This window comes from Rhizobium sp. TAL182 (genome assembly GCF_002117725.1).
Classification (GTDB): Bacteria; Pseudomonadota; Alphaproteobacteria; order Rhizobiales; family Rhizobiaceae; genus Rhizobium; species Rhizobium esperanzae.
On the sequence record NZ_CP021028.1, the window covers coordinates 395,405 to 419,266 of the forward strand.

The window sequence follows — 23,862 nt, forward strand, 5'->3', positions numbered from 1 at the left end:
GCGCCGTCTCTCGAAAGTTCAGCAATGACTATCTCCGATATTGCGAAAATCCGCGTCGAGCATGACCTGATCGGCGACCGCGACGTGCCGGCCTCGGCCTATTACGGCGTGCATACGCTGCGCGCGGTCGAAAATTTTCCCATCACCGGTCAGACCCTGCGTGAATCGGCGGACCTGATCGCGTCGCTCGCTGCGATCAAGCAGGCGGCGGCTCAGGCCAATGCAAGCCTCGGCCTTCTCGATCGGACACGCGCCGACGCCATCATCGCGGCCTGTGGCGAGATCCGCGACGGCGCGCTGCACGACCACTTCGTCGTCGATCTGATCCAGGGCGGCGCCGGCACCTCGACCAACATGAACGCCAACGAGGTGATTGCGAACCGGGCGCTCGAAATCATGGGATATAACCGGGGCGATTACCGGCACCTGCATCCGAACGAGCACGTCAATCTCTCGCAGTCCACCAATGACGTCTATCCGACGGCGCTGAAGCTTGCCGCCTGGATCGGCGTTCACCGACTGGTCGACGCCATGGCCGTCCTGCGCCGGGCGTTCGAGGCCAAGGCGATCGAGTTTGCCGACGTCCTCAAGATGGGCCGCACCCAATTGCAGGACGCCGTGCCGATGACGCTCGGGCAGGAATTCGGAACCTATGCGCTGATGCTTGCGGAAGACGAGGCGCGTCTCTCCGAAGCCGTCTCGCTGATCCGTGAGATCAACCTCGGCGCCACGGCTATCGGCACCGGCATCACCGCCCATCCCCACTATGCCGCACTGGTGCGCGAGCGCCTGTCTGAGATCGTCGGCGTCGATCTGGTGACGTCGCCCGATCTGGTGGAGGCGACGCAGGATTGCGGATCCTTCGTGCAGCTTTCGGGCGTGCTCAAGCGTGTAGCGGTCAAGCTGTCCAAAACCTGCAACGACCTGCGGCTTTTGTCTTCGGGGCCGCGCGCCGGATTGAACGAGATCAACCTGCCGGCGCGGCAGGCCGGTTCCTCGATCATGCCGGGCAAGGTCAACCCGGTCATCCCCGAAGTCGTCAATCAGGTCGCTTTCGAGGTGATCGGCAACGACGTGACGATCACCATGGCCGCCGAGGCCGGCCAGCTTCAGTTGAATGCTTTCGAGCCCGTGATTTTCTACAGTCTCTACCGCAGCCTCAGCCACCTGACCAATGCATGCCTGACGCTCGAAGCCAATTGTATCCAGGGGATTACTGCGAACCGTGATCGGCTGCGCCAGACGGTCGAGCAGTCGATCGGCATCGTGACGGCGCTGAACCCCTATATCGGCTATCGCAATGCCACGGAAGTTGCGCTGGAAGCGCATCATTCGGGGCGGGGGGTTTACGAAATCCTTCTCGAGCGCGGTCTGATGCAGAAGGAGCATCTCGATGCGGTCCTGCGCCCGGAAACGCTGACCCGGCCGAGCGAGAAGCTTTCCTTCTCGTAAGGCATGCGGCTCGTTTGCCCTTGCGAAGGCCGGCCCATGAAGCTCTTGTCGCTTCATGGGCGGGCAACACTGACGTGCGCGATCACGCAGCCTTAGCTTGCGGCTTGGCGGACTTAACGTGCGTAATACTGCGGCGGCCGTCGATGCTGACGGGGACATCGCCGTCCACCGTGGCGCGGCGCACGACGCGGTGCTGGTCGCCATAATCGTTGACGGCATAGTGCTGGGTGGCGCGATTGTCCCAGATCGCCACATCCCCCGCTCTCCAGCGCCAGCGCACGGTATTTTCCGGGGCGGTGACGTAGGACTGGAAGACCTCGTAGAGTTTTACGGAGTCGCTCTTCGACAGGCCGACCAGGCGCTGAACGAAGTTGCCGAGCAGCAGCGATCTTTCGCCGGTTTCCGGATGGACACGCACGACCGGGTGCTCGGTCTCGTAAATGGTCGAGGTGAAGACCTCCTCGAAATGCTTCTTCTCTTCGGCGGTGGCGCGAGGGCGCACGGCAGCATAGTCATAGGCGTTGCTGTGAATGGCCCACAGATTGTCCGCCAGCAATTTGAGCGGCGCCGGCAGGCTTTCATAGGCGGCATGGGTGTTGGACCAGATCGTGTCGCCGCCGGCCGCCGGGATGACGACGCCGCGAAGGACGGAGAATTTCGGATAGGCGTCGACGAAGGTGACGTCGGTGTGCCACTGGTCCGCTCTGCCGCCGCCGCGGCTGGAATCGAGATTGAGGATGGAAGCCGTGCCGGCGACCGGTCCCTGGGTTGGATGAGGCACAAGATCCCCGAGTCTGCGTGCGAAGACTTCCTGTTCGGAATCGTCAAGATGTCCCTGATCGCGGAAGAAGATGACCTTGTGTTTCAGCAGAAGCTGGTTGATGGCTGCCACCGTTGCATCCGAAAGATCTCCGCCAAGGCGGATACCTTTGATTTCGGCTCCGACACGGCCGGTTAGCGGGACGACATCGGACTCGGAAATGATCTGATTGACGAGAACCGGATTGCTCATGGAAATCTCCTGTTGATATTGGAAGAAGTCGGCAGGTCATATGCGCCCAAGGACGCATCCTTTGGGCGTTCGAAATCTCAGTGCTGAAGTCGACAGGGCTATGGAACCGTATAATCTATTAAATCTGTAGACAATAATTTCTAATTTTGCCTGTTTTCCTGAAACAGCCATCTTCGATATCTTCACCGGCAGGGAGGCTGGCAGCCGTTGTCATTTCTTCGTATGTTCCGCCGGCAGTGTGGGATCGCCGAACAAATCATGCTTGAGGCCCTGGTCGGCGCCCGGAAAGGAACTTTCGATGGCAACAATTAAACTCCTGTCGGATGAAGAGGCCGCGGCCATTCCGGCGGTGCAAGCCGTGTTCGATGACATCAGGGCGACCCGCAAGACTGATTTCATCAACAATTTCTGGCGTGCGCTTGCCAACGATCCCGCCAATCTCAAGCGGGTATGGGAGACGCTCAAATCGGTCATGACGGTCGAAGGCGCCATCGATCCGTTGACGCGGGAGATGATCTACATCGCAGTGTCGACGGCCAATGCCTGCCAGTACTGCATTCAATCCCACACCGCAGCCGCCCGAGCCCGCGGCATGACCGATGCCCAACATGGCGAACTCCTGACGATCATCGGGCTTGCCGCGCAGACAAATCATCTCGCTCTCGCCATGCAGGTTTCCACAGATCCGGAATTCGAGGTGGGGTAGGAAACGACGCGCGTAACTTCGCGGCTACGGCATCGACATACAGAATCTGCCTCTTAGAGCGCCTTCAGCACGATACGACTACTCCCGGCTGAAAACGTTCACATGTGCCTTTGACAGGATAACAAGATCGTCCGGTCTGACGTTGCGATAGTCGCGCCGCGTGCCGCAGACGGCTCCTCCGTCAGCAAAAATCTCTAAGATGCCCTTGTCGTGAATGACTCTCAGATCCGTCGCATCGGTAATGGCCGCGGCGTAACGGATCGATCCGTCGTCTTGTGGCAGCTGTACGGAGATACTTTGATCTGCCACCACGATGGAAAATGACAATCGTCCAGCTTCGGTCGCAGTGATCCTTGTTCCGTCAAGCATCCCGTTCAGTCGGATATCGACGGACGCTTCGTCCAGAACATATGTGCCGGGCTCTGCGGAAGACAGAGGCGCATGAGTGAGGGCCTGCTCCACTTCGTCAGCGGGTCTCATACATATCCTGTTGCGCGCATCCAGCGATAGCTGGCGGGGTAAGGACAACTCGCCGGAATACGGCGATCCGGCAGGCTTGCGGAACTCCCAATTGAAGAGCCACGCAAAGGCAATCTGCCTGCCACCCATCGCGAAGCTCTGCATCGCATAAAAGTCGCTGCCGAAATCGAGGAGTTGCAGGGCATCGGAGTCCGGAATGAAGCGGTCATCGACGAAATCTCCGACGAGCCCGTAGAGCAGGTTGTGGCGCCCGCTGTCAGGATCACAGTGTCCGACAAGCCCCATGATCAGCACCCATTTGCCGTCGAGGGGAAAAAAATCTGGGCATTCAACTGCTCTGGCGCCCTGCTCGCGGAAGAAGGGCGGTGCACGGTACAACGGTCCCAGGTATTTCCACTCAAGCAGATCCTCCGAACCGTAAAGCAACACTGCCGGGTCGCCATGAATAGAAGCGCCGAGCACCATGCGATAGGCGCGGGAGGCTTCATCCCACCATACCTTTGGATCGCGGAAGTCGTGCTCAACGCCTTCGGGGCGCTGCTCGAGCACCGCCGAGATGCTTTCCGCCTTGATCATCCGCCGGTCCGGCCGGGCGATCTTCTGTATTTCTCGATAACCTTTGAAAAGGTCATAAGCCGGCAGGCGTTCCGTGTAGAAGAACATCAGGTTGCCATCCCTATCCTGAAATGCATTGCCGGAGAATGCGCCTCCGGTTGCACCGAGACGCCAGAGGTTCTGCTCCGGATGGAGAAAAACCGGCATGTGTGTCCAGTTGAACAGATCAGGACTGGTAGCATGTCCCCAGTGCATTGGCCCCCAGTCGCCGCCGCACGGATGGAATTGATAAAACAGGTGCCAGCAATCGCCGATCCTGCAGAGACCCACGGGATCGTTCATCCAGTTGCGACAAGGAGAAAAATGAATTCGAGGCCGCTGAGGATCGCTTCGCAGCCATGTGTCAATTTCCTTTCCTGCGCGAATGAGAATTTCATCCGTGCTGAATTCCCATAGCTTTATGCCGGCCTCCGCAACAGTTGCCGGATCGTAGGAGTAAGCCCAAAGGAATGCTTCCGGGCGATCCCATTCAACGACGACGCTGCCGGCCTCGCGGTGGTGATAGGAATAGTATGATGGACGAGCTTCGAAAGCGGGCACGTGCCAGAGGGTCTCACTATGTTGTGAAATGGTGACGGTCCCAGCGCCAACTGCCCAGAATTCCAAACGCTCGCCCGAAGCAAAATAGACAGTCGCTTTAGCCATTTGAAGATGCAATCTGAGTGAAGAACGGCCGGTGCGAAGACTGGCCCAAGTTGTTCTCGGGAAGAGGACTTGTGGTCCCACGACCGGCGGGAGAGGCTTGGCGGCTGCGGTCTATTGCCCAGGGACCGGAGTGCCCCTGAATGCATTTGCCGTTCTGTCCATCACCACTTGTTCGACATTTCCGGAGTCCAGGACTGTGTTCCGTACGGACGCCTTTTGCACCAACACTGTCGTTACGTCGAGCAATGTCGAATTCCCGGTTGAAAGCAATGCGCTCACTTGTGTTGAAAAACAGGCACTGTTTGGCGCATCGCTCCGGTCTTTTTGTAGTATTTCTGTGGTGGCCACGATGTGGTTGTTGGCTATGTAGTTTCCATTGCCGGAAACTACATTGATTATGACGGGTTTGGCTGCGGGAGGCCTGATATATTGAGTGTCTATGGTGTGTGAAATATGGTTCGCGATCACCGAATTGTTGCTGCCGTCAATCTGCAATAGCCCGAACAGATCATCCAAGCCATTGTCGTACTTCTGCATCGGCGCCCATGGCTCTCGGTCTCGCAGAAAGTGATTTGAGGAGACCAAATTCTCGCAGCAGTTAGCAGCAAAAACCAACATTCCCGGATAAAAGGAATGGAACCTATTTCCTGTGACCGAGGATCGCACCACGCCGGAGAAATGGACACTGCTTGCTCCTCGAGGAAATACGTTGTTCGAGGATACCAGAATGCCGGCGTAATTCTCGGCGTAAATTGAGTGTCCCCTATATCCGGCGCCGACAAAATTATCTGCTATTCTTGAGGCCTGCCCCATACCTTTCAGTTCGATACAGTTGCCGCACTCTGCGATGAAATTGTTGTCTATCGCGAGCGCGTCTGCATCATGAACGGTAACTCCGTGCTCCAGATAGATAAGGCCCATTCCGGTTATTCGAAATGAGTCATTGGCGCTGCCTACATAGATTCCCGTTTTGCCGTTCCTGTATGTGTTTTCTGCGTCGTCTTGCCCCGAACCATCATCGATGAAGTGCAAGCCATCGATGCAAAAGTCAGCAAACTCCACAGAGCTTATCCGAGGATTTCCGCTGCGCTTGACATAAAACGCGGCACCAGCAGCCTCAGCGTCCGCGGCCTCTGGAGACGTGTCCACAAGGATTCGACTTCCGCCCGGCCACACTTCGTGCCAGTGGGCCAACTCGCCTGCGGGTGTGTTGAAGCGGATGCTCGACGATGTAAAACCATGCCCAGAGCCAACGATTTTCAGATAGCTCACGTCTATAACGACTTGAGTGACAAGACGATAATCGCCCGGCGGTATATGGATAACCGATCCAGGTTTTCCGCCGTCATTGGCATCGACCACCGCTTGCCTGTTCTTGATATCGGCAATGATGCTATTGATGACGGCGCCAATATCCTCACGAGGGTTGCCTGTTGGATACTTGGTGACGTCGTAACAATTTTCGCTGAGCATTGTCATGTCTCCTCGGACAGCGAGGGTTAATCTTGTTTCTTTTGGCTGTGCCATCACCAGATGCTGGTGCGGGTGCCCGGGTCAAAGAAGTGAAGTTCTTCGGCATCGACAGCGATGCGCGCGATGTCACCTGCTCGCACTGTGCTCTTTGGGGAAAAACGGGCTACCGCAGCTTTTTGGTCACCAATGTCGGCGATGGCGTCCGGGTCGCCAGCATCCACCCAAGGTGCATCGATATTCAGATGCACCATGGATTCAGAACCCAGCGCCTCAACAAGAGTGATCGGGGCCGAGATCTCGGCCGAAGAAGGCCGGATTGCCGCGTCGTTCATATGCTCCGGCCGGATGCCGAGGAGGATTTGACGGTGAGACGCACCGTTGAGCGAGGGACGGCTTTCGAAAACCCGGTCAGGAATTTCGAAACTGTTGCTGCCCAGGACCACCGTCCTTCCATTCAGAACGGCCTCGTACAAGTTCATCGATGGCGATCCGATAAAAGCCGCAACAAAGACGTTGTCAGGGCGACTGTACAGGTTTTGCGGTGTGTCGACTTGCTGCAGCACACCGCCTTTCATGACAGCGACACGGTCACCCATCGTCATTGCCTCAACCTGATCGTGAGTGACGTAGATCGTGGTGACGTCGAGTTTTCTCTGGAGGCTGGCAATCTCGGCGCGCATCTGCACACGCAGTTTTGCATCGAGATTGGACAGCGGTTCATCCATCAGGAAGGCCGACGGCTGACGGACGATCGCCCGACCCATGGCGACGCGCTGCCGCTGGCCGCCCGAGAGCAGCGCCGGTTTGCGGTCGAGCAGGGCCGTCAGTTCGAGGATGCGCGCGGCCTCGTCCACGCGGCTGGCAATGTCGGATTTCGGCAACCCTGCCATCAGCAGTGGAAAGGCGATGTTTTCGCGCACGGTCTTGTGCGGGTACAGCGCGTAGGATTGAAAGACCATGGCGATGTCGCGATCCTTGGGATCGACATGGTTGACGACCCTGTCCCCGATCCTCAGTTCGCCGCTCGAAATGCTCTCAAGGCCGGCGATCATCCGAAGCGCCGTCGATTTCCCACAACCTGAGGGACCGACAAACACCATGAACTCACCATCCCTGATGTTGAAACTCAGGTCATGCAGCGCATGAAAGCTGTTGCCGTAGATCTTGTTGACGTTGCGTAGTTCTATACCGGCCATATCTCCGCCTCCCTCATCCTTTTACAGCGCCGAAAGTCAGGCCGCCGACGATCTGCTTTTGAAGTGCAAGCGTTACGATGATGACGGGCAGTGAATAGAGCACGGCCGCAGCCGTCATCGCTCCCCAGGCAAGGCCATAGACTGAGTTGTATTCGGCAATGACGATCGGTGCCGTTTTGGTCGCCTCTGACGTCAGCAGCAGTGCGTAAAGGAACTCGTTCCAGCTCGTGATGAAGGTAAAGAGCGCGGTGACGGCGATTCCGCCCGTCATGATCGGAAGAATAACCTTCAGAAAGGCCTGAAAACGGGTGCATCCGTCCATGCGCGCCGCCTCTTCCAGATCCTTCGGAACGCCTTCGAAGAAGGCTGCCATGAGAAGAAGCGCAAGAGGTACCGCGGCTGATGTGTGGGCGAGCACCAGACCGGGAACGGTATCCAGCAAACCGAGCGACTTCAGAAGCTGGAACAATGGCACGCCGAGCGACACCGAGGGCACCATGCGCGTGACCAGCGCGAAAAGCAGGAACAGGGTGGTGATCCGGCGCCGATAGTGGGTCGCGACATAAGCGGCCGGAACCGCCACAGCCAGGGAAAGGATGGTTGTCAGCACTGCCACCATCAGCGAACTTGCGAAGGCCCGCGGCAGGGTCGATGATTGCAGGACATCGCGAAAATTCTCGAATGAGATCACCACGGGAAAGAAGCTCGGGGGAATCTGCTGGACATCCGCTGCCGGCTTGATCGACGTCATGAGCAGATAGACGTAAGGCAGCGCATAGGACAGGACGAGGACGAGCGCGGCGGCCTTGATCACGATGCCGTTGAGATTGAGGCGGCGCGCACTACGCATGGACCGGCCTCCATATCTTCCAATAGGCAGCGGCGGCCAGAAGCATCATGACGATCAGAAACAGCGTGCCGGAGGCCGAGGCCTCGCCGAGATCGCCGAAGCGCACCATGCGCTGATAGATGTTCATCGAAAACACTTCAGAAGCGTGGTTGGGGCCACCTTGCGTCTGGATCCAGATGAGGTCGAAGGTCTTGGCCGCATCCACCCCACGCACGATGACGACGACGGCGATCACCGGGCGCATCAGCGGCAGCGTGACATGCCAGAAGCGCTTGAATGCGTTCGCGCCGTCGATCCGCGCCGCCTCCAGCAGGTCCTTGGGGATGTTTGTCAATCCGGCATAGGAAACGAGGGCGACAAAGGATGTCGTCAGCCAGATATCGGCAAAAGAGACGGAATAGATGACGATATCTTCGTCGGACAACCAGGCAATCGCATCGGGGTCGCTGATGACGCCCAGATGGACGAGCCCATAATTCAAGATGCCGATGTTCCCGACCAGGAGAAAGCGCCACAAGAGGCCGGCGACAATGGGCGGCACCATCAATGGCAGCGTGAAGATCGTGCGGTGCCAGCGCGACTGACCGGGGAGCGCCGAAAACAGCAGAGCGGCGCAGAAACCGAAGGTAAATTCGAAGAACAGCGCAAAGATCGAATACTGGATTGTTCTGAATGCGCTTTCGGCGACGCGCTTCGAGGTTAGCGCGTCGATATAGTTCTTGAGCCCGATCCACTCTCGTATGTGGGGAGTAATGGTGTCGACCTTAAAAAAGGAGTCGAACACCAGAAGCCCTACCGGGTATGCGACCAGCAAGCCAAGGATGGCGAGGGCTGGCGCAAGCATGCACAGCACGAATCGGTCTTCACCCGACATGGCGCTCTCCGAAAGCTGATGATGCGAGGAGGACCACCCGTCCTCCTCGCCGCCGAGGGACTAGTCGAGGATGTCTTCGATCGTTTCCTTGGCGTCCGTCAGGACCTTGCCGACATCCGATTTGCACGTCAGGGCCTGCTGCACGGCTGGAAGAACCGCTTCGTCGACAATTTCCTGATATTTTTCGTTCATTGGACGGCCTTGCGTCGCAGGAGCACCCAACGTCTCAAGTAGCGGCGTGAAATGCTCATAACCGGGCTTGCTTGCATAGCCGTTATAGGCCGAGTTCGTCGCAGCCAATCCAAGCGGCGCTTCGATACCGAGGGCATTGTTGGCGATCGCGAAGGCTATGAACTTCTTGGCCGCGTCCTTGTGTTGGGAGGTCGACGGAACGACATTGTACCAGGGACCCGGAATTGCCGCGATTCCGGCATCACCGGCCAGCATCGGGACGACGCCGACCTTTCCGCTGACTTTGGAATCAGCGGGTGTCATCTTGTAGGCGTGCGCCCAGAATTTCATCATCGCTGTCTTGCCTTGATAGAACAGGTTCTGAGCCTCGCCCCAGCCGATCTCGTTCACGTTTTCGGGCACGGAATGATCGATGCAGTGTGGCGCGATGTAGAATTCCAGCGCCTTCCGATGCGCTTCGTTGTCGATGATCACCTTCCCATCCTTGTCGAGGATCACACCTGGCGAGCCCGCCTGAAGCACATGCGCCATCCATTCTTCGGAGAAGCTGCCGATGGTGTCGGTGCCCCAAAAGTCGGTCTTGCCGTCACCATCTGTGTCTCGGGTGAAGAATCTTGCGATGTCGCGCCATTGCTCCCAAGTCTTTGGCGGGGCGAGGGGATAACCATATTTTGCCTGGAACGCTTTCTGTTCCTCCGGCTTGTCGAAGAGGTCCTTGCGATAAAAAACAATTTCGGCATTGGCCCAGGCAGGCATGCCGATCAGCTTGTCACCGATCTTCGCGTCGGCAAGCAAGGCAGGCGGCAGGTCCTTGCGAACCGCATCGGTGAAGAGCGGCGCGAGGTCTTCGACGTGGCTTGCGAATTTCGCGTTCCACACGACGTCGATCGTTACCACATCGAAGGCCGATGAGCCGGAGGCGATTTCGGCCGAAAACTTGTCGAAGACGCCCTGATAGGGGACGACGGTGAAGTCCACCTTGATGCCGGTCTCCGCGGTGAACTTCTCTGCGGCTGCCTTCTGCAGCATTTCGCCGCCGCCTTCCACGAGGATATTGATGGTTTCGGCCTTGGCGGAGGCCGCAATGCAAACGAGCGCGAGCGCGCTGGCGCCAAGCAGTTTCTTCATGAATTCCTCCCTTGTTCCGCCGGGAAGCACTTGCCTCAGGCTGTTCCATTACCCGGACCATAGGCGCGCTATGACGACGTTGTCAATCGCGATTGTCGACGTTGTCAGAAAAATATGTCGACGTTGTCATGCGTGTGGTTTACAACAGACCCGCATCAGGAGAATTGGTGGACATGGTGAGCATCGTCAGCGTCGCAAAAGCGGCCGGGGTTTCGAATAAAACAGTCTCTCGCGTCATCAATGGCGAGCCCTACGTGACTGAGGAAACCCGGGAGAGGGTGGAAAAGGCTATTCGCGATCTCGGCTATATCCCGAATATGGCGGCGCGCCTCATACGATCCAGCCGTTCCAACACCTTTGGGATTATCACCGATTATGTTTCCACGACGCCTTATTCGGTCGATATTGTCCGCGGAATTCAGGATTGGGCCAATGCGAACGGGAAAACCATCCTGATCGCCAACACCGGGGGGTCTTCCGAGCGAGAGGTGGAAATCTGGAAAATGTTCCAGTCCCATCGCATCGATGGAGTCCTGTATGTCACCATGTACCGCCGCATTGTGGATCCGGAGACGGGCGATGTCAGCATTCCGACGGTGATGATAAATTGCCGGCCGCAAACAAGGGAGCTCCTGCCGTCCATCGAGCCCGATGATTATCAGGGGGCGCGAGATCTTACCCGGTACCTCCTTGAACGGGGCCATCACAGAATCGGTTACATCCGGCTCAATCCGATTCTATTGGGAGCCGAACTGCGTCTGGATGCATTTCGCCGGACGACAAGCGAATTCGGTCTCCCAGAGAACGACCTCTCGATCAGCCTTGGCATGGAAGGGCCTGTTGGGGCAGAAAACAACTATGTCTTTGCGGCGGCGACAGAAATGCTCAAACAAGACGATCGTCCGACCGCGATCATGAGCGGCAACGACGAAATGGCAATTCAAATCTACATTGCCGCCATGGCACTGGGATTGCGGATTCCACAAGACGTCAGCATCGTCGGCTTTGACGATTTTCGAACAGTTACCATGGCGCTGAAGCCAGAGCTGACCACAGCGGCATTACCATACTACGATCTCGGCCGAGAGGGTGCGACGTGGCTGAACGATTTGATAGCGGGCGAGAAGATTTATCCGGGCAGTCGGGTTGTCTCTTGCAAGCTGGTTGAACGTAGCTCTGTCGCCTTTAACCCTCATTAGGCGTCGAGATTCTCTCCTGCCTGCCTCGAATGATTACGTCTGATTTGAGCGTTGCCACAGCTGAACGGTGGTGGTGGAGTGGAGTGGAGAAACGGGTGAATCCGGCGTATTATGTGTTATGGAACTTGAAAGCGCAAGGCAAACGCTGCTGCATAATCATTTTGAAAATACGCAGCAATATCAATTACTTCTAGCGCGTTCCCAAATCAACGTGCGAGGGTTAGCCAATCGCCGATCGTTGCCCCAGAACGTCGCGTGGGCCGTGTTGCGGGAACGGCCGGGCGCTCAGTTGCTACGGTCTTTCGCACTTCACGCGGGCTGAGCCCGAATTCATGGCTGAAGGCGCGCGTGAAATTGGCCGCAACGTCGAAGCCGGCGGCCTCGGCAATCTCCGCGATCGGCCTGGTGTCGGTCGGGTTGGTCAGATCCGCATAGGCCTGCAGCAATCGACGTTTGCGAATGTAATTGAAGACGCCTCCGCTCGTTTCGAACAATTGGTAGAGCCGCGTCCGCGAGATCCCCAGCGCACGGCACATGACCTCAGGCGTCAAGCTGTCTGAATGAAGATTGAGGTGAATATAGCGGTGGGCCCGCTCCATCAGCCCCATATTGGTCTGTTCCTGACTGCGATCCGAACTTGTGGACGATGCAGCGCATGCAACGACCATATCGCCGATCGTCTGGATGATCCGCGGCACCTCCTCCACCGTCAGATTGCTCAGGTTCGATTCCAGGCCATTGATATAGCTGACGAGCAATTCAGCCAGACTGCCGGAGAGGACGATGTTGTTGGCGTTCTGCAGGAGAGGCGCGTCACGGCTCAACAGTTCATAGGGCAAGAAGACGAGCACGGCGACGGAATCGGTCATCCGCCCGCGGTACGGATAACCAAGAGACCTGAAAAATATCTCACCTGGGCCGGTCTCGGTGACATGCCGATTGGCCTCGGTCCAGGCCCGGCCGCTGCGCAGTATGCCGACGTTCCAGTGATCGATCGGGCTCGATCGCAGTATGGCCTGATCGCGGATATAGCTGCAGGACTGCGTTCGCTGCTGGACGATGAGAATATCGCCAAGCTGCCAGGCCGTCTGTTCCGCGAGAAAACCGTCGTCCTCTGATTTTCCGTCCGGCAGATGAACATCGACAAGCGGCGCCATGTGTGATCGCCAGGACTGGAACTGTTCATTCGGTGGCAGGTCGTGCGTCGAAAATCGCAAGGGCACCAGCGCCGGAGCAACATCCACCCGATGTTCTTTCTGCGGGGACGGCTCGCGCGGCCAGCGCCGCCGCTCCAGGTGGGCCGGCCATTCCTGTCCCGCAGCGGGCTTATCTCCAGACCCCGTAGCCATCCACTCCTCCAGCGCGTGCATAAGTTACCTATCATATTCCCTGGCGAGCAGAAATGGACGGACCGATAATTTCCAGGATGCGGCGATAACGACAATTGCACCATGTTCCTATATCTAAGTAAGCAATGGTTATTCCGAAGGACGTTCGGAAATTCCAAAATTCTCACTTGCCGGGTGCGATGTAGTTTTAGAGCACTCTCAACGTGAAACGACACTAATCAAAACAAATAAAAGCAGAGGAGATAGTCGTGAACTATCGGAGCAATATTCGTGCGCGCTTTGCGCGAACACCGTCAGAGACCAGAAGACGCTCGTGAGGCCGGACATCGGCCAATAAGAGCGCGCGAAGGGTTGCGCGCAGCCGAGGTCATCTGTGTCAATGCGTAATGACCCGCGGCTTGCGCGCAACCCCAACCATACCACCCATTGGCGAATTTTTGCAACGCTGCCCTTGCGAAGGCAGAACGGAGGCTAAGATGACCACAGCATGTGAAGAGAAACAAATCGAATTGAAGCCGATTTCGAACTGCAGACGAGAGGTCGAAGTTGCGATGGTGGAAATGCTCGTCAGTTTGCAGAAACGCGGATGGTCGGCTGCGGAATTGGCGTTGGAGCTCGCAGATGCCTCCGAAGATCTCGTCATGCTGATCGCCACCAAACGGCTTCGACCCCATTAATGCCTGTCGCCCTGGAAGTGTGCGACGGTCCCGGGATAACGACGTGCAAAAGACAAACAACTAATGCGCATCGCATGAATCAAATTGCATGCGATGCGCATTAGAAAATCGCGTGGAATTGTGCTGTTTCTGTCTCTGGCAGCACGTGAGGCGGCGCAGTTTCCCAGCACCCCATTACCACCCATCCAGTCAGTCGCCGGGCCGGTGAGGGCTTTGACCCTTTTCCCGGGCCGCGCCGATACGGTGTCAGGGCCGTTTCGGCGGCATTTTCTACAGAGCCGAACTGTTTCTGTCGCGGCGTTACGACCATCACTTGCCTACAAATTATAATGCGCTAAATTATGCAAGAATGAGTTGCATCCGTTTGTCCCGGCTTGATAGGGGCCGATGGCTGCAATGCGATACCTTCGGATGGCAACATGATCTGGAACCATCGCATCACGCGCATCGTTGTCGGCCTGTTGCTCCTGACGCTCGTGGCGGTCGTCTCATTGCCGACGATTACCGGCTTTACCAGCCTTGATGGCACGGTCAACGCGCGGTTTGCCGTCGTTAATGCCCCGATCGATGGGACGATTGCCAAAGAACCACTCAAGGCCGGCAGCGCGGTCAAAGCGGGACAAGCCCTCGCGGAAATCAGAAATACGCGTGTCAATCGCGCCATCCTCGCTTCGCTCGAGGCAGATCGCAACACGGCGCTCGACCGCGTCGCCGCCCTTAAAAAGGAACGAGAGGAACTCTCCGCACTTCGCGAGGAATTGTCTGCCAGATTGGAAGTCTACAAGCAGACCACCATTGCCAATCTCGAACGCGAAGTCGAAATCCTCAGGAAAAAAGTCGAAGTGTCGCAAGCTCAGGATCTGGTTGCGCAGGTCGACCTGAGCAGGCGGGTGCAGCTCGAGTCTAAAGGCATTCTGACGCAGAAGCTGGTCGAGGCCGCGCGTGCCGCCGGAGCTGCGACCGGCGGCGAGGTCGAAATCAGCAACCTGACTGTTGATCAATTGGAGCAGAGGCTCAATGCGGTCCGCCAAGGTATCTTTGTCTTCGGCGATGGGCAAAATGACGTGCCCTATTCGCGCCAGCGCGAGGACGAGGTCGTCGTTCGCATCAACGACTTGAACTCGCGCATAGCGGAAAATGAGACACGCGCCACCGAAGTTCAAAAGCAGCTGGTCAAAGAGGCAGACCGCGTCAACAGCCTTGAATCCGCAACCGCATTAGCGCCATTCGACGGCGTTGTCTGGACCAGGAGTATCGTCAACGGTTCGAACGTCGTGCTGAATGACGAGCTGATGCGCCTCCTCGACTGTCGAGAGCTGTTCGTGGATATCCTTGTTCCCGAGGTCAATTACGACGAGATCTACCCGGGACTTGTTGCGCAGGTGCGCTTGTTCGGCCGCAGCGATGTCTTCAAGGGCACGGTCATCTCGGTCAGAGGCAATTCGGCTTCGGTCGAGGCCGATTCCTTTGCCGCCAGCTTGCCGCCGTCGACGCAACGCAATGCCCGCATTCGGGTTCGCCTCGATCCATCCTTCATGAATAACGACTTTGCGAACTCCTGCCAGGTCGGACGCACAGTGCAGGTCCGGTTTTCCAAACACGGCATCAACCTATCCAACTGGGTGAAAAGCCTGTGGTTCAGTATCTTGTAGCGCTGGTTCCGACCCTAGTCGTTTTGGCGTTCTTTTTCCTGGGGCCGTTCAATTGGTCGCGCCATCACAGCTGGACACGGGCAGTGACCTGCGCGTTCGTCGCAGCACTCGCACTGCGCTACATGTTCTGGCGCTTGACGGAGACAGTGCTTCCCTATCCCAGCGACGGTCCGAGTTTCTACTGGGTCTGGATCCTCTTTGCCGTCGAAGTTTTGGCCTGCTTCGAAGTCATGCTTTTTCTGATATTGATGAGCCGCCATGTCGACCGGAGCGCAGAGGCGGACAGGCTCGGTCGGGTTTTCTTCGCGCGCGACAAGCGGGAGCTGCCGACCGTCGATGTTTTCATTCCCACCTATAACGAGCCGCTCGACGTGCTCGAGCGAACCATCATCGGCGCCCGTTCGCTGGATTATCCTGCCGACAAATTGAAGGTGTATGTGCTTGACGATCAACGCCGCGACTGGCTGAAGGCCTATTGCGAAGAAAAGAACGTCATCCACGTCACGCGCGGCGACAACAGCCATGCCAAAGCGGGCAATATGAACAATGGGCTGAAAGTCAGCTCGGGCGATTTTATTGCAATCTTCGACGCCGATTTTGTTCCTTATCGGCATTTTCTTCGCCGGACACTGCCCTTCTTTTCCGATGACAGCATCGGCATCGTCCAGACGCCGCAACATTTCTTCAATGTCGATCCCGTGCAATCAAACCTCGGCCTCGAGAATATCTGGCCGGACGAGCAGCGCTTGTTCTTCGACGAGATCGCGCCCAGCCGAGATGCCTGGGACGTCAGCTTCTGCTGCGGCTCATGCTCGATTGCCCGCCGCAAGGCCGTCGACGCAATCGGCGGGTTTCCGACGGAGTCGATCACGGAGGACCTGCTGACCACTCTGTCGATGCTCAACAAAGGCTACAAGACGCGCTACCTGAACGAGCGGCTGTCGATGGGACTGGCCGCCGAAAACCTGACCGGTTATTTTGTGCAGCGCGAACGGTGGTGCCAGGGCGGTATTCAAACCCTCTACCTTTATAATGGCCCACTGCGCGGCCCCGGCTTGACGCTCTTTCAGAGGATCATGTTCCTGCCGGCATCATGGCTGGTGCAGTATCTGGTCCGCTTCATGATCTTGCTCGTCCCCATCGTCTATCTCTGGTTCGGCCTGCTCCCGCTCTATTTCACCGACATAGCCGATTATGTCGCGCATCAGGTGCCGCTGCTGGCGGCGTATTTCCTGCTGATGCTGTGGATCACGCCGACGCGTTATCTGCCTGTTGTTTCCAGCGCCGTCGGGACCTTTGCGACATTCCGCATGCTGCCGACAGTGGTCTCCAGCCTGGTGAGACCGTTCGGCAAGCCGTTCAGGGTGACGCCGAAGGGCAGTGGCAACGAGGCGAACCAGTTCGACCGCTACAGCTTCGCCTGGATCGCAGGCATGATCTCGATCACCGTCTTCGGTCTGCTGCTCAACGTCGTGCCGGAAACGTCGCATGTGCAAGGCCAGTTTTCGCCGGTCGCGGCCTGGTGGTCAGGGATCAATATCGTCGTCCTGCTCATCGCGTCACTCATCTGCTTCGAGAAACCCCGGCGCCTGTTTCATGCGTTCAAGCTCGATGAGCCCGCTGTCGTCGACGATGTCCCCGGCCGGATCGTCAGTCTGGCACTGGACAAGGCGGTCGTTGCCGTCCACAACATGGCCAGATTTCAATCCAAATCGGTGATGCTGAAAATCGCCGGCTTCGACCCGATCAAAGCGGAGCTCGGACAGGTCACCCAACGACGAAGCAGCATCAGTCGCGGCGGCGATAAGCAGGCCTATTACCTGCACCTCTATTTCGAGCTCAGCGGCTCTGCTCGCGACAGCATGATTGTCAAACTCTACACCGGCCAATATTCGCGGGACATTCGCGACATCGACAAGGTTGCCGTCTCTCTCAATCTGTTGCTGCGGTCATTCGGACGAACGCGCACGTTGTAGTCCGGCTCATGAGGGCCTGCGTGGCGTCTTCGCGCATGCATCAGCCGCCGGCTGAGAATGTGTCTGTTTTCCGGCCCCGTTCGGCCGCAGCCATTCGCCAAGCTGCCATTCTGGAAAGTTCCCTCATCGCCCGCCACGTCCGCACAGGGAACATTCTGCGGGGCTATCGCGACATTCGGGCGCCCCGGCCTTGAAGGGATAAGAACGGGCGCCCGCGATACTTGCCTGGGATAATTGATTATTGAAGGATCGCTCCGAAGGCCGGTGCCGCGGTCACGGCGCAAAGCACTCACGCATCCCACCTGGTGTGTGGGACCTCAGAAGCAGAGACAGGTAGATCTACCGCCATGACGGAGCCGCCACTCCTGACGAACTTACTGGCCAGACTGTTCGTCCAGAGTGGAAAGCGCGTCCTGCAGCCTGAGCGCAGCCAGTGCCTTCGTTGCCTCATCAGGGGACCATCCGGCCTCCAGCGCTGCTGACAGGACCAGGGATTCCGTTTGCAGTTCGAGCTTCTCATACAGCGGCTCAATGGCCTCGCGTGCGGTGACAACGTGCTGGTCGGGCGGCGTGATGGGTGTCGCAGCAACCGTAGGCATAATGCTCCTCCTTTTGAACGCTAAGGTTCGAAACCCAATTGCAGGCATGCTTGTTCCGCTCACATCGCATTTTTAGCCGTATCATGGCTGACGGAAACTGTTGCGAAACTCTGGACGGTCGCAACTTCGTCCGCCCGCGGCGCCTCTGTGTCGCAGCGAAAATCTTCGCTCGATGTGAACGAAACTACAGGCTACCGCACAATTGGCGAAAGCGGAAGCGACTTGCGGTAATCATTGAACAAGGCCGCAGCTATGAAGAACGCCGCCATATCTGGCGAAACCTCCGCCATTTCAGAAGTGCGCGAATGACGATGGCCGCCGGTATCTTCCGGTGGTCGCCGACGGTCCACTCCCTGGCAATCGGTGCGTTCGGGTCGAGCAGAAAGGCGACCAGGATGCTTGCGCTCTTCGCCTCCGCTTCGAGCCTGTCATCGGATTTGATGCAGGCCCTGCTCGCCTTCGGTAAAGGTCTGTCCGTCGGCGACAACGGCGCCGCTGAAGACGTAGAAGGTACGTGAGAACGCCTGCTGCCATCAATCGAACCCGTGCGCCGCGGGGGCCAACTGGCAGGTGGTGGCAATCGTCTTGCTGACGATGCCGATGAATGGCCTTAGTGGCAATCTGAAAACATCCGCCGCAACCGATTCGCTGACGGGATCTCCAATGACCATCGACGCCGCACGAAATCCGCATCCGATCTATTTTGCCGGGGCGTTTGCCACGGGCGGGCTCCTGACCTTCATGGTGCATCTGAACGGCGAGCTGGCACGCTATGGGAGCCCGCTGTTTTCGTCCTGGACGGCGCACGGCACCGGCATGGTCGCAGCCGTCATTCTTCTCCTGCTGGTCCACCGGCGGCGCAGGCCAAAGCGGGAACAGGGCTTGCGGGCGCCTCTCTGGGCCTATCTCGGCGGCCTTTCCGGCGCGGCAACGGTCATCCTGACCTCGACGACGGTCAACTCGCCGCTCGGGCTCTCCGGCACCTTGGCTCTGGGGCTGGCAGGCCAGGTCGTCTTCAGCGTCGCGGCCGACAGCTGGGGACTGTTCGGCCTGCAGAAGCGGCATCCCGATACCCGCGACATCGCGGCACTCGGCCTGGTCGTTGCAGGGGCGGCGCTGATCATCCTGTTCGGGCGAGGCGCTGTATGACGCTCTTCATTCTGCTTGCTTGCCTCGGCGGCGTGCTCGTCGGGCTCAGCCGCCAGCTCAATGGGCGGCTGAGCATCTCGACGACGCCGCTGATCGCATCCTTCTGGAATCACGCCGTCGGCTTTGCCGCCCTCACCGGCCTCGGTCTCTTCGTCGGCGGCCTGCTTCCCGCGGGTGCCGCCGGGGCGCCCTGGTATGCCTATCTCGGCGGTCCGCTCGGCGTTGTCTTCGTGGCGGCCGGCAGTTGGGCGATTGCGCGGATCGGCGCGGTCAATTCGGCTCTGCTGATCATCGGCGGGCAGATGGTCACGGGGGTGGCGTTTGATTATATCAGTGCCGTGCCGGCCTCCTTCTGGGCGAACGCCGGCGGAATTGCCCTCATCATCGGCGGAATGATGGTCAGCCGGGGACGACGCAAGGGCGAGCGTTCGCAATAGGTCGGCGGGGATGCCTCCCCGCCGCGTCAGCTCGCCGCAGTCTCAAGCGAGATATTTGGTGAACCAGTCGACCGTTCGCTGCCAGGCGAGCTTGGCGGCCGCCTCGTCGTAGCGCGGCGTGGTATCATTGTGGAAGCCGTGATTGACGTCGGGGTAGATATAGGCCTCATAGGTCTTGCCGGCCGATTTCAACGCCGCTTCATAGGCCGGCCAGCCCTCGTTGACGCCCTTGTCCAGCCCGGCATAATGAAGAAGCAGCGGCGCCTTGATCTTCGGCACGTCTTCGGCCCGCGGCTGCCGGCCGTAGAACGGCACGGCGGCGGCAAGTTCGGGATAGGCGACCGCCGCCGCGTTGGCGACACCGCCGCCATAGCAGAAGCCGACGATGCCGACCTTGCCGGTGGTGAGATCGCTCTTCATCAGAAACTCGACCGCGGCGAAGAAGTCGTTCATCAGCTTTTCCGGATCGACCTTCTGCTGCAGCTCGCGCCCCTTTTCGTCATTGCCGGGATAACCGCCGACCGAGGTCAGGCCGTCGGGCGCCAGCGCGATGAAACCGGCCTTCGCCACGCGCCGCGCCACATCCTCGATATAGGGGTTCAGCCCCCTGTTCTCATGCACAACCACCACGGCGGCGACCTTGCCGGTGGCGTTTTTGGGGCGGACGAGATAGCCGCGGACATCGCCGTTTCCTTTCGGCGAGGGATAGGTGATGTATTCGGCGGATATGCCGGGATCGGTTGCCTCGACCTGGGTCGCCAGCGCATAATTCGGGCTGAGCGACGCCAGAATGGCGGCCGCGGTGACGCCGCCGACGGCGAACTTGCCGGCCCGGTCGAGAAACTCGCGTTTGGTGATCCTCCCATGCGCGTAATAATCGTAGAGTTCGAGCAGTTCCTGTGGGAAATCCTTGGCGGTCATGCGGGTCATGATGGCTCCTCCTGGCCTCGGGTTCTCGCTGCATCCTACACAGGTAAGCGCGCGGCTCTTTTCAATCTTTCGCGAGTTGCGCGTGAGATTGCCGGCGCAAAAGCGCTCTGCCGCAACGCGTTTGCCTGCGAGATTCCAGCCTCCACGGGGCGCGCTTTCGATCGGCCAAGTCCTGACGCCGCCGGTTGCAGCGCCTATTCGGCAGCCGACTATCGGATTATGAAAATTAATTTCATGCTCGCGTCTTGCGGCCCGTTTTCTATTGACGCCTTCCGATTTTTGTCCCAACTTAAAGAAAATAAATTACTTAAATCGGGAACTTGATCGGCATGAAAGTGGGCATCATCGGGCTCGGATTCCGGCTCGGCTACCTCGGTTACGTCTTCAAAGCGATCGATAGCAGCTTCGACATCGTCGGCTATGTGGATCCCGATCCGGCCGGCCTTCCCGGCTTGACGGAAAAGGGCATTTCGGCCGGCAAGGCCTATGGCTCGCCGGAAGAGCTGCTCGCCTCCGAAAAGCTCGATCTCTTGATGATCGGCTCTCCCAATCACATGCATCTCGGCCATATCAGGCTCGGGCTGCAGGCCGGGCTCAAGGTCTTCTGCGAAAAGCCGATCGTCACGACGATCGCCGAAAGCATCGAGTTGGCGCATCTGATGGCGAAGTTCGGCCATGAGCGGCTGATGGTCGGCCTGGTGCTGCGCTACTCCCCGCTTTACAAGGATCTGCGCGCCATCCAGGCCGAGGGCAAGCTCGGCCAGATCGTTTCGATCGAGGCATCCGAACATATCGAGCCCTATCACGGCGCCTTCTTCATGCGCGACTGGCGCCGTTACGAGCGCTATTCCGGCAGCTTCATGCTGGAGAAATGCTGCCACGACCTCGACCTTTATAATGGCGTCGTCGGCGCACGGCCGGAGCGGGTCGCCAGTTTCGGCGGCCGCAAGAGCTTCATTCCGGCCAACGACCCGGCCCGCGAGGGCATCAACGACCTCGAGCTTTTCCACCGCAAGCCGAGCGGCTGGATGGGCTCCGACAAGGTCTTCGACAGCGACGCCGACATCATCGATTACCAGGTGGCGATCGTCGAATATGAAAACGGCGTCGGCATGAACTTCCATACCAATCTCAACGTGCCCGACCAGTTCCGCCGCTTCGCCATCATGGGCTCGCGCGGCATGGCCGAAGGCGATTTCGTCCGCGGCTATCTCGACGTGCACGAGCAGCTGACCGGCAACAAGATCGTCGAAAACAAATATGCCGCCACCGAGCTCTCCCAGCATTACGGCGCCGATGAACAGATGGCGAGCGACCTCTTGGAGAGCGTGCGCACCGGGCTCGAACTGCCCGTTTCGACGCTGAATGCGCTCGAAGCCGGCATCCTGGCGCTCGCCATGGACGAAGCGAGGATGAAGAAAACCGTCGTCGACCTGCGTCCGATCTGGGACCGCTTCGACGAGGCCCTTCACGCAAGAGCGGCTTGAGGACGGCGGCAAGATGAGTGTCCAACGAAGCGCCTTCATCTTTGCCTGGATCCTCCTTCTTCCGGCTGTCCTCTATGTTCTCGCCATCGTCGCCTATCCCCTCGTCGATACCTTCATCCTCTCCTTCACCGACGCGTCGCTGAAGAAGACGACCAATTGGGTCGGCTGGATCAATTACGAGAAGATCTTCAACGCCACCTTCGCCGAGGTGATCCTGCGCACCTTCATCTGGACCTTCTTCTCGGTGGCGCTGAAAATGGTGATCGGCACGTTCGGCGCCTGCATGCTGAACGCCGCCGTGCCCGGCCGCTCGCTGTTCCGGCTCTTGACCATGCCGCCCTGGATCGTGCCGATGGCAATCGGTATCTTCATGTGGGGCTGGATGTATAACGGCCAGTTCGGGATGATCTCGGGCCTGTTGCAGCGCTTCGGCCTCGTCGACGGCCCGGTCGCCTTCCTCGCCTATGGCAGCACCGCCTTCTGGGCGACGATCGTCACCGATGTCTGGATCGGCGTACCGCTGGTGACGATCTATTTCCTGGCGGCGATCCAGTCGATTCCGAAGGATCTTTACGAGGCCGCCTGGACCGACGGCGCCGGCCGCTGGTACCGCTTCCGCCGCATCACCCTGCCGCTGATGGTGCCGGCCATCATCACCATGTCGATGCTGTCCTTGATCGCCACCTTCAACTCGTTCGACATCATCTGGATCCTGACGCAGGGCGGCCCGAGCGGCGAGACGACGACGATGATCATCGATACCTATCAGACGGCGATCGGCTCGAAGAAATACGGGGAAGGTGCCGCCCGCGCCGTCTTGATCTGCATCTTCCTGTCGCTCTTCTGCTTCGCCTATTTCCGCGTCACCCGCCGCCTCAACCCGGAGAAGCGCGCATGAGCAGTGCTGCCATGATCGACCGTTACCGCTGGTGGGAGATCATCCTGATCTATTGCGGCATCGCGGTGTTCCTGTTCTTCGTTCTGGCGCCCTTCGTCGAGGGCTTCCTGGTGTCGCTGAAACCGCTCGCTCAGCTCTTCTCCTCGCCCTACCGCTTCTGGCCGGAAAACGGTTCGTTCGAAGCCTACCGGACGATGTGGATCAGCGTGCCGGGCTTCGGGCGCTATATCTTCAACTCCTTCTTCATCTCGATCATCGTCACGCTGATCGTGCTCTGCCTCGTCATTCCGGCGGCTTATGCCTTCGCCAAGTTCGAATTCAAGGGCATGGGCATCCTGCTCGGCGCCTTCCTGACGGTGAACATGTTCTCCGGCGCCGTGCTTCTGATCCCGCTCTTCCGGTTGATGCGCAGCATGGGCGTGCTCAACACCTATCTCGCCATGATCGTGCCTGGTGTCGCCTTCCTCATTCCGTCGGCGATCTGGCTGCTGCGCACCTATATGATCCGCATTCCCCAGGAGCTCAACGAAGCCGCCTTCATGGATGGCGCCAGCCACTTCTACACGCTTCGCCGCGTCATCCTGCCCATTGCGATGCCGGGAATCATCGTCGTCGCCATCACCACCTTCATCGGCGCTTACGCCCAGCAATTCATCTTCGCGCTGACCTTCAACTCGAAGAGTGAATACATGCCCTTGCCGGTGGGGCTCTTTGCTTACTTCGGCAAGCAGGAGGTCATCTGGAACGAACTGATGGCGGCTTCCTTCGTCGGCATCGCGCCGGCGATGGTCGTCATCTTCTTCCTTCAGCGGTACCTCGTCGGCGGCCTGACCGCCGGTGCGGTGAAACAATAAGACTAAAAAAACGAGTGAACAGCTAACAACCA

21 protein-coding genes and 1 pseudogene are annotated in these 23,862 nt (G+C 58.5%); 11 read left to right on the forward strand and 11 right to left on the reverse strand.

Annotation, left to right across the window (positions count from 1 at the left end; translation table 11 throughout):
* Positions 1-24: 24 nt before the first annotated feature.
* Positions 25-1,452 carry an aspartate ammonia-lyase gene (gene aspA / locus Tal182_RS28520; RefSeq protein ID WP_085861674.1) on the forward strand — a complete coding sequence of 476 codons (1,428 nt, stop codon included), beginning with the start codon at positions 25-27 and terminating at the stop codon, positions 1,450-1,452.
* Positions 1,453-1,534: 82 nt separating this feature from the next.
* Here aspA and Tal182_RS28525 read toward each other — a convergent pair whose 3' ends face one another.
* A complete protein-coding gene (locus Tal182_RS28525; RefSeq protein WP_064812242.1) occupies positions 1,535-2,464 on the reverse strand; it encodes a TauD/TfdA family dioxygenase in 930 nt (309 codons plus the stop codon).
* 298 nt (positions 2,465-2,762) lie between these two features.
* On the opposite strand from Tal182_RS28525, the gene Tal182_RS28530 reads away from it, so the two are divergent.
* Positions 2,763-3,170, forward strand: a complete 408-nt coding sequence (locus Tal182_RS28530; protein ID WP_085861675.1) for a carboxymuconolactone decarboxylase family protein — start codon at positions 2,763-2,765, stop codon at positions 3,168-3,170.
* A gap of 78 nt (positions 3,171-3,248) precedes the next feature.
* On the opposite strand, the gene Tal182_RS28535 is transcribed toward Tal182_RS28530, so the two are convergent.
* From Tal182_RS28535 to Tal182_RS28560, 6 genes are all read right to left on the reverse strand, one after another.
* Positions 3,249-4,910 (reverse strand): glycoside hydrolase family 32 protein, encoded by a 1,662-nt coding sequence (locus Tal182_RS28535; RefSeq protein WP_085861676.1) that lies wholly within the window; start codon positions 4,908-4,910, stop codon positions 3,249-3,251.
* 111 nt (positions 4,911-5,021) lie between these two features.
* Positions 5,022-6,383, reverse strand: coding sequence for a NosD domain-containing protein (locus Tal182_RS28540; RefSeq protein WP_085861677.1), 1,362 nt, complete (start codon positions 6,381-6,383; stop codon positions 5,022-5,024).
* Between the two features lie 53 nt (positions 6,384-6,436).
* The gene (gene ugpC / locus Tal182_RS28545; RefSeq protein WP_085861678.1) at positions 6,437-7,579 is read right to left on the reverse strand and encodes a sn-glycerol-3-phosphate ABC transporter ATP-binding protein UgpC; all 1,143 of its coding nucleotides are present in this window, start codon (positions 7,577-7,579) and stop codon (positions 6,437-6,439) included.
* Between the two features lie 13 nt (positions 7,580-7,592).
* Positions 7,593-8,429: a carbohydrate ABC transporter permease gene (locus Tal182_RS28550; RefSeq protein ID WP_064812247.1), complete on the reverse strand. Its 837-nt coding sequence runs from the start codon at positions 8,427-8,429 to the stop codon at positions 7,593-7,595.
* Positions 8,422-9,303, reverse strand: coding sequence for a sugar ABC transporter permease (locus Tal182_RS28555; protein ID WP_003594698.1), 882 nt, complete (start codon positions 9,301-9,303; stop codon positions 8,422-8,424). Before Tal182_RS28555 ends, Tal182_RS28550 begins: the two co-directional genes overlap by 8 nt.
* A gap of 60 nt (positions 9,304-9,363) precedes the next feature.
* Positions 9,364-10,623 carry a sugar ABC transporter substrate-binding protein gene (locus tag Tal182_RS28560; protein ID WP_085861679.1) on the reverse strand — a complete coding sequence of 420 codons (1,260 nt, stop codon included), beginning with the start codon at positions 10,621-10,623 and terminating at the stop codon, positions 9,364-9,366.
* Positions 10,624-10,796: 173 nt separating this feature from the next.
* Here Tal182_RS28560 and Tal182_RS28565 point away from each other — a divergent pair, with 173 nt between their 5' ends.
* Entirely contained in the window at positions 10,797-11,822 is a 1,026-nt protein-coding gene (locus Tal182_RS28565) for a LacI family DNA-binding transcriptional regulator (RefSeq protein WP_085861680.1), read from the forward strand.
* A gap of 206 nt (positions 11,823-12,028) precedes the next feature.
* Here Tal182_RS28565 and Tal182_RS28570 read toward each other — a convergent pair whose 3' ends face one another.
* A complete protein-coding gene (locus Tal182_RS28570) occupies positions 12,029-13,171 on the reverse strand; it encodes an AraC family transcriptional regulator (RefSeq protein ID WP_085861681.1) in 1,143 nt (380 codons plus the stop codon).
* Positions 13,172-13,647: 476 nt separating this feature from the next.
* On the opposite strand from Tal182_RS28570, the gene Tal182_RS28575 reads away from it, so the two are divergent.
* The 3 genes from Tal182_RS28575 to Tal182_RS28585 all read left to right on the forward strand — a co-directional run bounded on the left by Tal182_RS28575 (position 13,648) and on the right by Tal182_RS28585 (position 17,476).
* Entirely contained in the window at positions 13,648-13,848 is a 201-nt protein-coding gene (locus Tal182_RS28575; RefSeq protein WP_064808671.1) for a hypothetical protein, read from the forward strand.
* Positions 13,849-14,267: 419 nt separating this feature from the next.
* Complete coding sequence (locus Tal182_RS28580; RefSeq protein ID WP_064808673.1) at positions 14,268-15,500, forward strand: HlyD family efflux transporter periplasmic adaptor subunit; 1,233 nt, start codon at positions 14,268-14,270, stop codon at positions 15,498-15,500.
* Positions 15,482-17,476, forward strand: a complete 1,995-nt coding sequence (locus Tal182_RS28585; protein ID WP_085861682.1) for a glycosyltransferase — start codon at positions 15,482-15,484, stop codon at positions 17,474-17,476. Before Tal182_RS28580 ends, Tal182_RS28585 begins: the two co-directional genes overlap by 19 nt.
* Before the next feature lie 374 nt (positions 17,477-17,850).
* On the opposite strand, the gene Tal182_RS28590 is transcribed toward Tal182_RS28585, so the two are convergent.
* Both Tal182_RS28590 and Tal182_RS33040 read right to left on the reverse strand, forming a co-directional pair.
* On the reverse strand, positions 17,851-18,075 hold the full coding sequence (locus tag Tal182_RS28590) for a hypothetical protein (RefSeq protein WP_010058730.1): 225 nt from the start codon (positions 18,073-18,075) through the stop codon (positions 17,851-17,853).
* Positions 18,076-18,325: 250 nt separating this feature from the next.
* Positions 18,326-18,584, reverse strand: a pseudogene (locus Tal182_RS33040) (pirin family protein); the annotation flags it as partial.
* Between the two features lie 154 nt (positions 18,585-18,738).
* Between Tal182_RS33040 and Tal182_RS28600 the strand changes: the two are divergent.
* Positions 18,739-19,224: a DMT family transporter gene (locus Tal182_RS28600; protein ID WP_085861760.1), complete on the forward strand. Its 486-nt coding sequence runs from the start codon at positions 18,739-18,741 to the stop codon at positions 19,222-19,224.
* On the forward strand, positions 19,221-19,661 hold the full coding sequence (locus Tal182_RS28605) for a DMT family transporter (protein WP_085861683.1): 441 nt from the start codon (positions 19,221-19,223) through the stop codon (positions 19,659-19,661). The genes Tal182_RS28600 and Tal182_RS28605 overlap by 4 nt, the downstream gene beginning before the upstream one ends.
* A 42-nt stretch (positions 19,662-19,703) precedes the next feature.
* On the opposite strand, the gene yghX is transcribed toward Tal182_RS28605, so the two are convergent.
* The gene (yghX, locus tag Tal182_RS28610; protein WP_085861684.1) at positions 19,704-20,591 is read right to left on the reverse strand and encodes a YghX family hydrolase; all 888 of its coding nucleotides are present in this window, start codon (positions 20,589-20,591) and stop codon (positions 19,704-19,706) included.
* A 329-nt stretch (positions 20,592-20,920) separates the two neighbouring features.
* On the opposite strand from yghX, the gene Tal182_RS28615 reads away from it, so the two are divergent.
* Genes Tal182_RS28615 through Tal182_RS28625 form a run of 3 tightly spaced genes read left to right on the forward strand, consistent with a single transcriptional unit; the run spans position 20,921 to position 23,830 of the window.
* The gene (locus Tal182_RS28615) at positions 20,921-22,078 is read left to right on the forward strand and encodes a Gfo/Idh/MocA family oxidoreductase (protein WP_011428221.1); all 1,158 of its coding nucleotides are present in this window, start codon (positions 20,921-20,923) and stop codon (positions 22,076-22,078) included.
* A gap of 13 nt (positions 22,079-22,091) precedes the next feature.
* Positions 22,092-22,976, forward strand: coding sequence for a sugar ABC transporter permease (locus tag Tal182_RS28620; protein WP_064812254.1), 885 nt, complete (start codon positions 22,092-22,094; stop codon positions 22,974-22,976).
* A complete protein-coding gene (locus tag Tal182_RS28625; protein WP_004672438.1) occupies positions 22,973-23,830 on the forward strand; it encodes a carbohydrate ABC transporter permease in 858 nt (285 codons plus the stop codon). The genes Tal182_RS28620 and Tal182_RS28625 overlap by 4 nt, the downstream gene beginning before the upstream one ends.
* The last annotated feature ends 32 nt before the right edge of the window (positions 23,831-23,862 follow it).

Coding starts and splice junctions, on each gene's coding strand:
- aspA (WP_085861674.1), top strand. CDS start 25: ATGACTATCTCCGATATTGCGAAAATCCGCGTCGAGCATGACCTGATC.
- Tal182_RS28525 (WP_064812242.1), bottom strand. CDS start 2,464: ATGAGCAATCCGGTTCTCGTCAATCAGATCATTTCCGAGTCCGATGTC.
- Tal182_RS28530 (WP_085861675.1), top strand. CDS start 2,763: ATGGCAACAATTAAACTCCTGTCGGATGAAGAGGCCGCGGCCATTCCG.
- Tal182_RS28535 (WP_085861676.1), bottom strand. CDS start 4,910: ATGGCTAAAGCGACTGTCTATTTTGCTTCGGGCGAGCGTTTGGAATTC.
- Tal182_RS28540 (WP_085861677.1), bottom strand. CDS start 6,383: ATGCTCAGCGAAAATTGTTACGACGTCACCAAGTATCCAACAGGCAAC.
- ugpC (WP_085861678.1), bottom strand. CDS start 7,579: ATGGCCGGTATAGAACTACGCAACGTCAACAAGATCTACGGCAACAGC.
- Tal182_RS28550 (WP_064812247.1), bottom strand. CDS start 8,429: ATGCGTAGTGCGCGCCGCCTCAATCTCAACGGCATCGTGATCAAGGCC.
- Tal182_RS28555 (WP_003594698.1), bottom strand. CDS start 9,303: ATGTCGGGTGAAGACCGATTCGTGCTGTGCATGCTTGCGCCAGCCCTC.
- Tal182_RS28560 (WP_085861679.1), bottom strand. CDS start 10,623: ATGAAGAAACTGCTTGGCGCCAGCGCGCTCGCGCTCGTTTGCATTGCG.
- Tal182_RS28565 (WP_085861680.1), top strand. CDS start 10,797: ATGGTGAGCATCGTCAGCGTCGCAAAAGCGGCCGGGGTTTCGAATAAA.
- Tal182_RS28570 (WP_085861681.1), bottom strand. CDS start 13,171: ATGGCTACGGGGTCTGGAGATAAGCCCGCTGCGGGACAGGAATGGCCG.
- Tal182_RS28575 (WP_064808671.1), top strand. CDS start 13,648: ATGACCACAGCATGTGAAGAGAAACAAATCGAATTGAAGCCGATTTCG.
- Tal182_RS28580 (WP_064808673.1), top strand. CDS start 14,268: ATGATCTGGAACCATCGCATCACGCGCATCGTTGTCGGCCTGTTGCTC.
- Tal182_RS28590 (WP_010058730.1), bottom strand. CDS start 18,075: ATGCCTACGGTTGCTGCGACACCCATCACGCCGCCCGACCAGCACGTT.
- Tal182_RS28600 (WP_085861760.1), top strand. CDS start 18,739: ATGACCATCGACGCCGCACGAAATCCGCATCCGATCTATTTTGCCGGG.
- Tal182_RS28605 (WP_085861683.1), top strand. CDS start 19,221: ATGACGCTCTTCATTCTGCTTGCTTGCCTCGGCGGCGTGCTCGTCGGG.
- yghX (WP_085861684.1), bottom strand. CDS start 20,591: ATGACCCGCATGACCGCCAAGGATTTCCCACAGGAACTGCTCGAACTC.
- Tal182_RS28615 (WP_011428221.1), top strand. CDS start 20,921: ATGAAAGTGGGCATCATCGGGCTCGGATTCCGGCTCGGCTACCTCGGT.
- Tal182_RS28620 (WP_064812254.1), top strand. CDS start 22,092: ATGAGTGTCCAACGAAGCGCCTTCATCTTTGCCTGGATCCTCCTTCTT.
- Tal182_RS28625 (WP_004672438.1), top strand. CDS start 22,973: ATGAGCAGTGCTGCCATGATCGACCGTTACCGCTGGTGGGAGATCATC.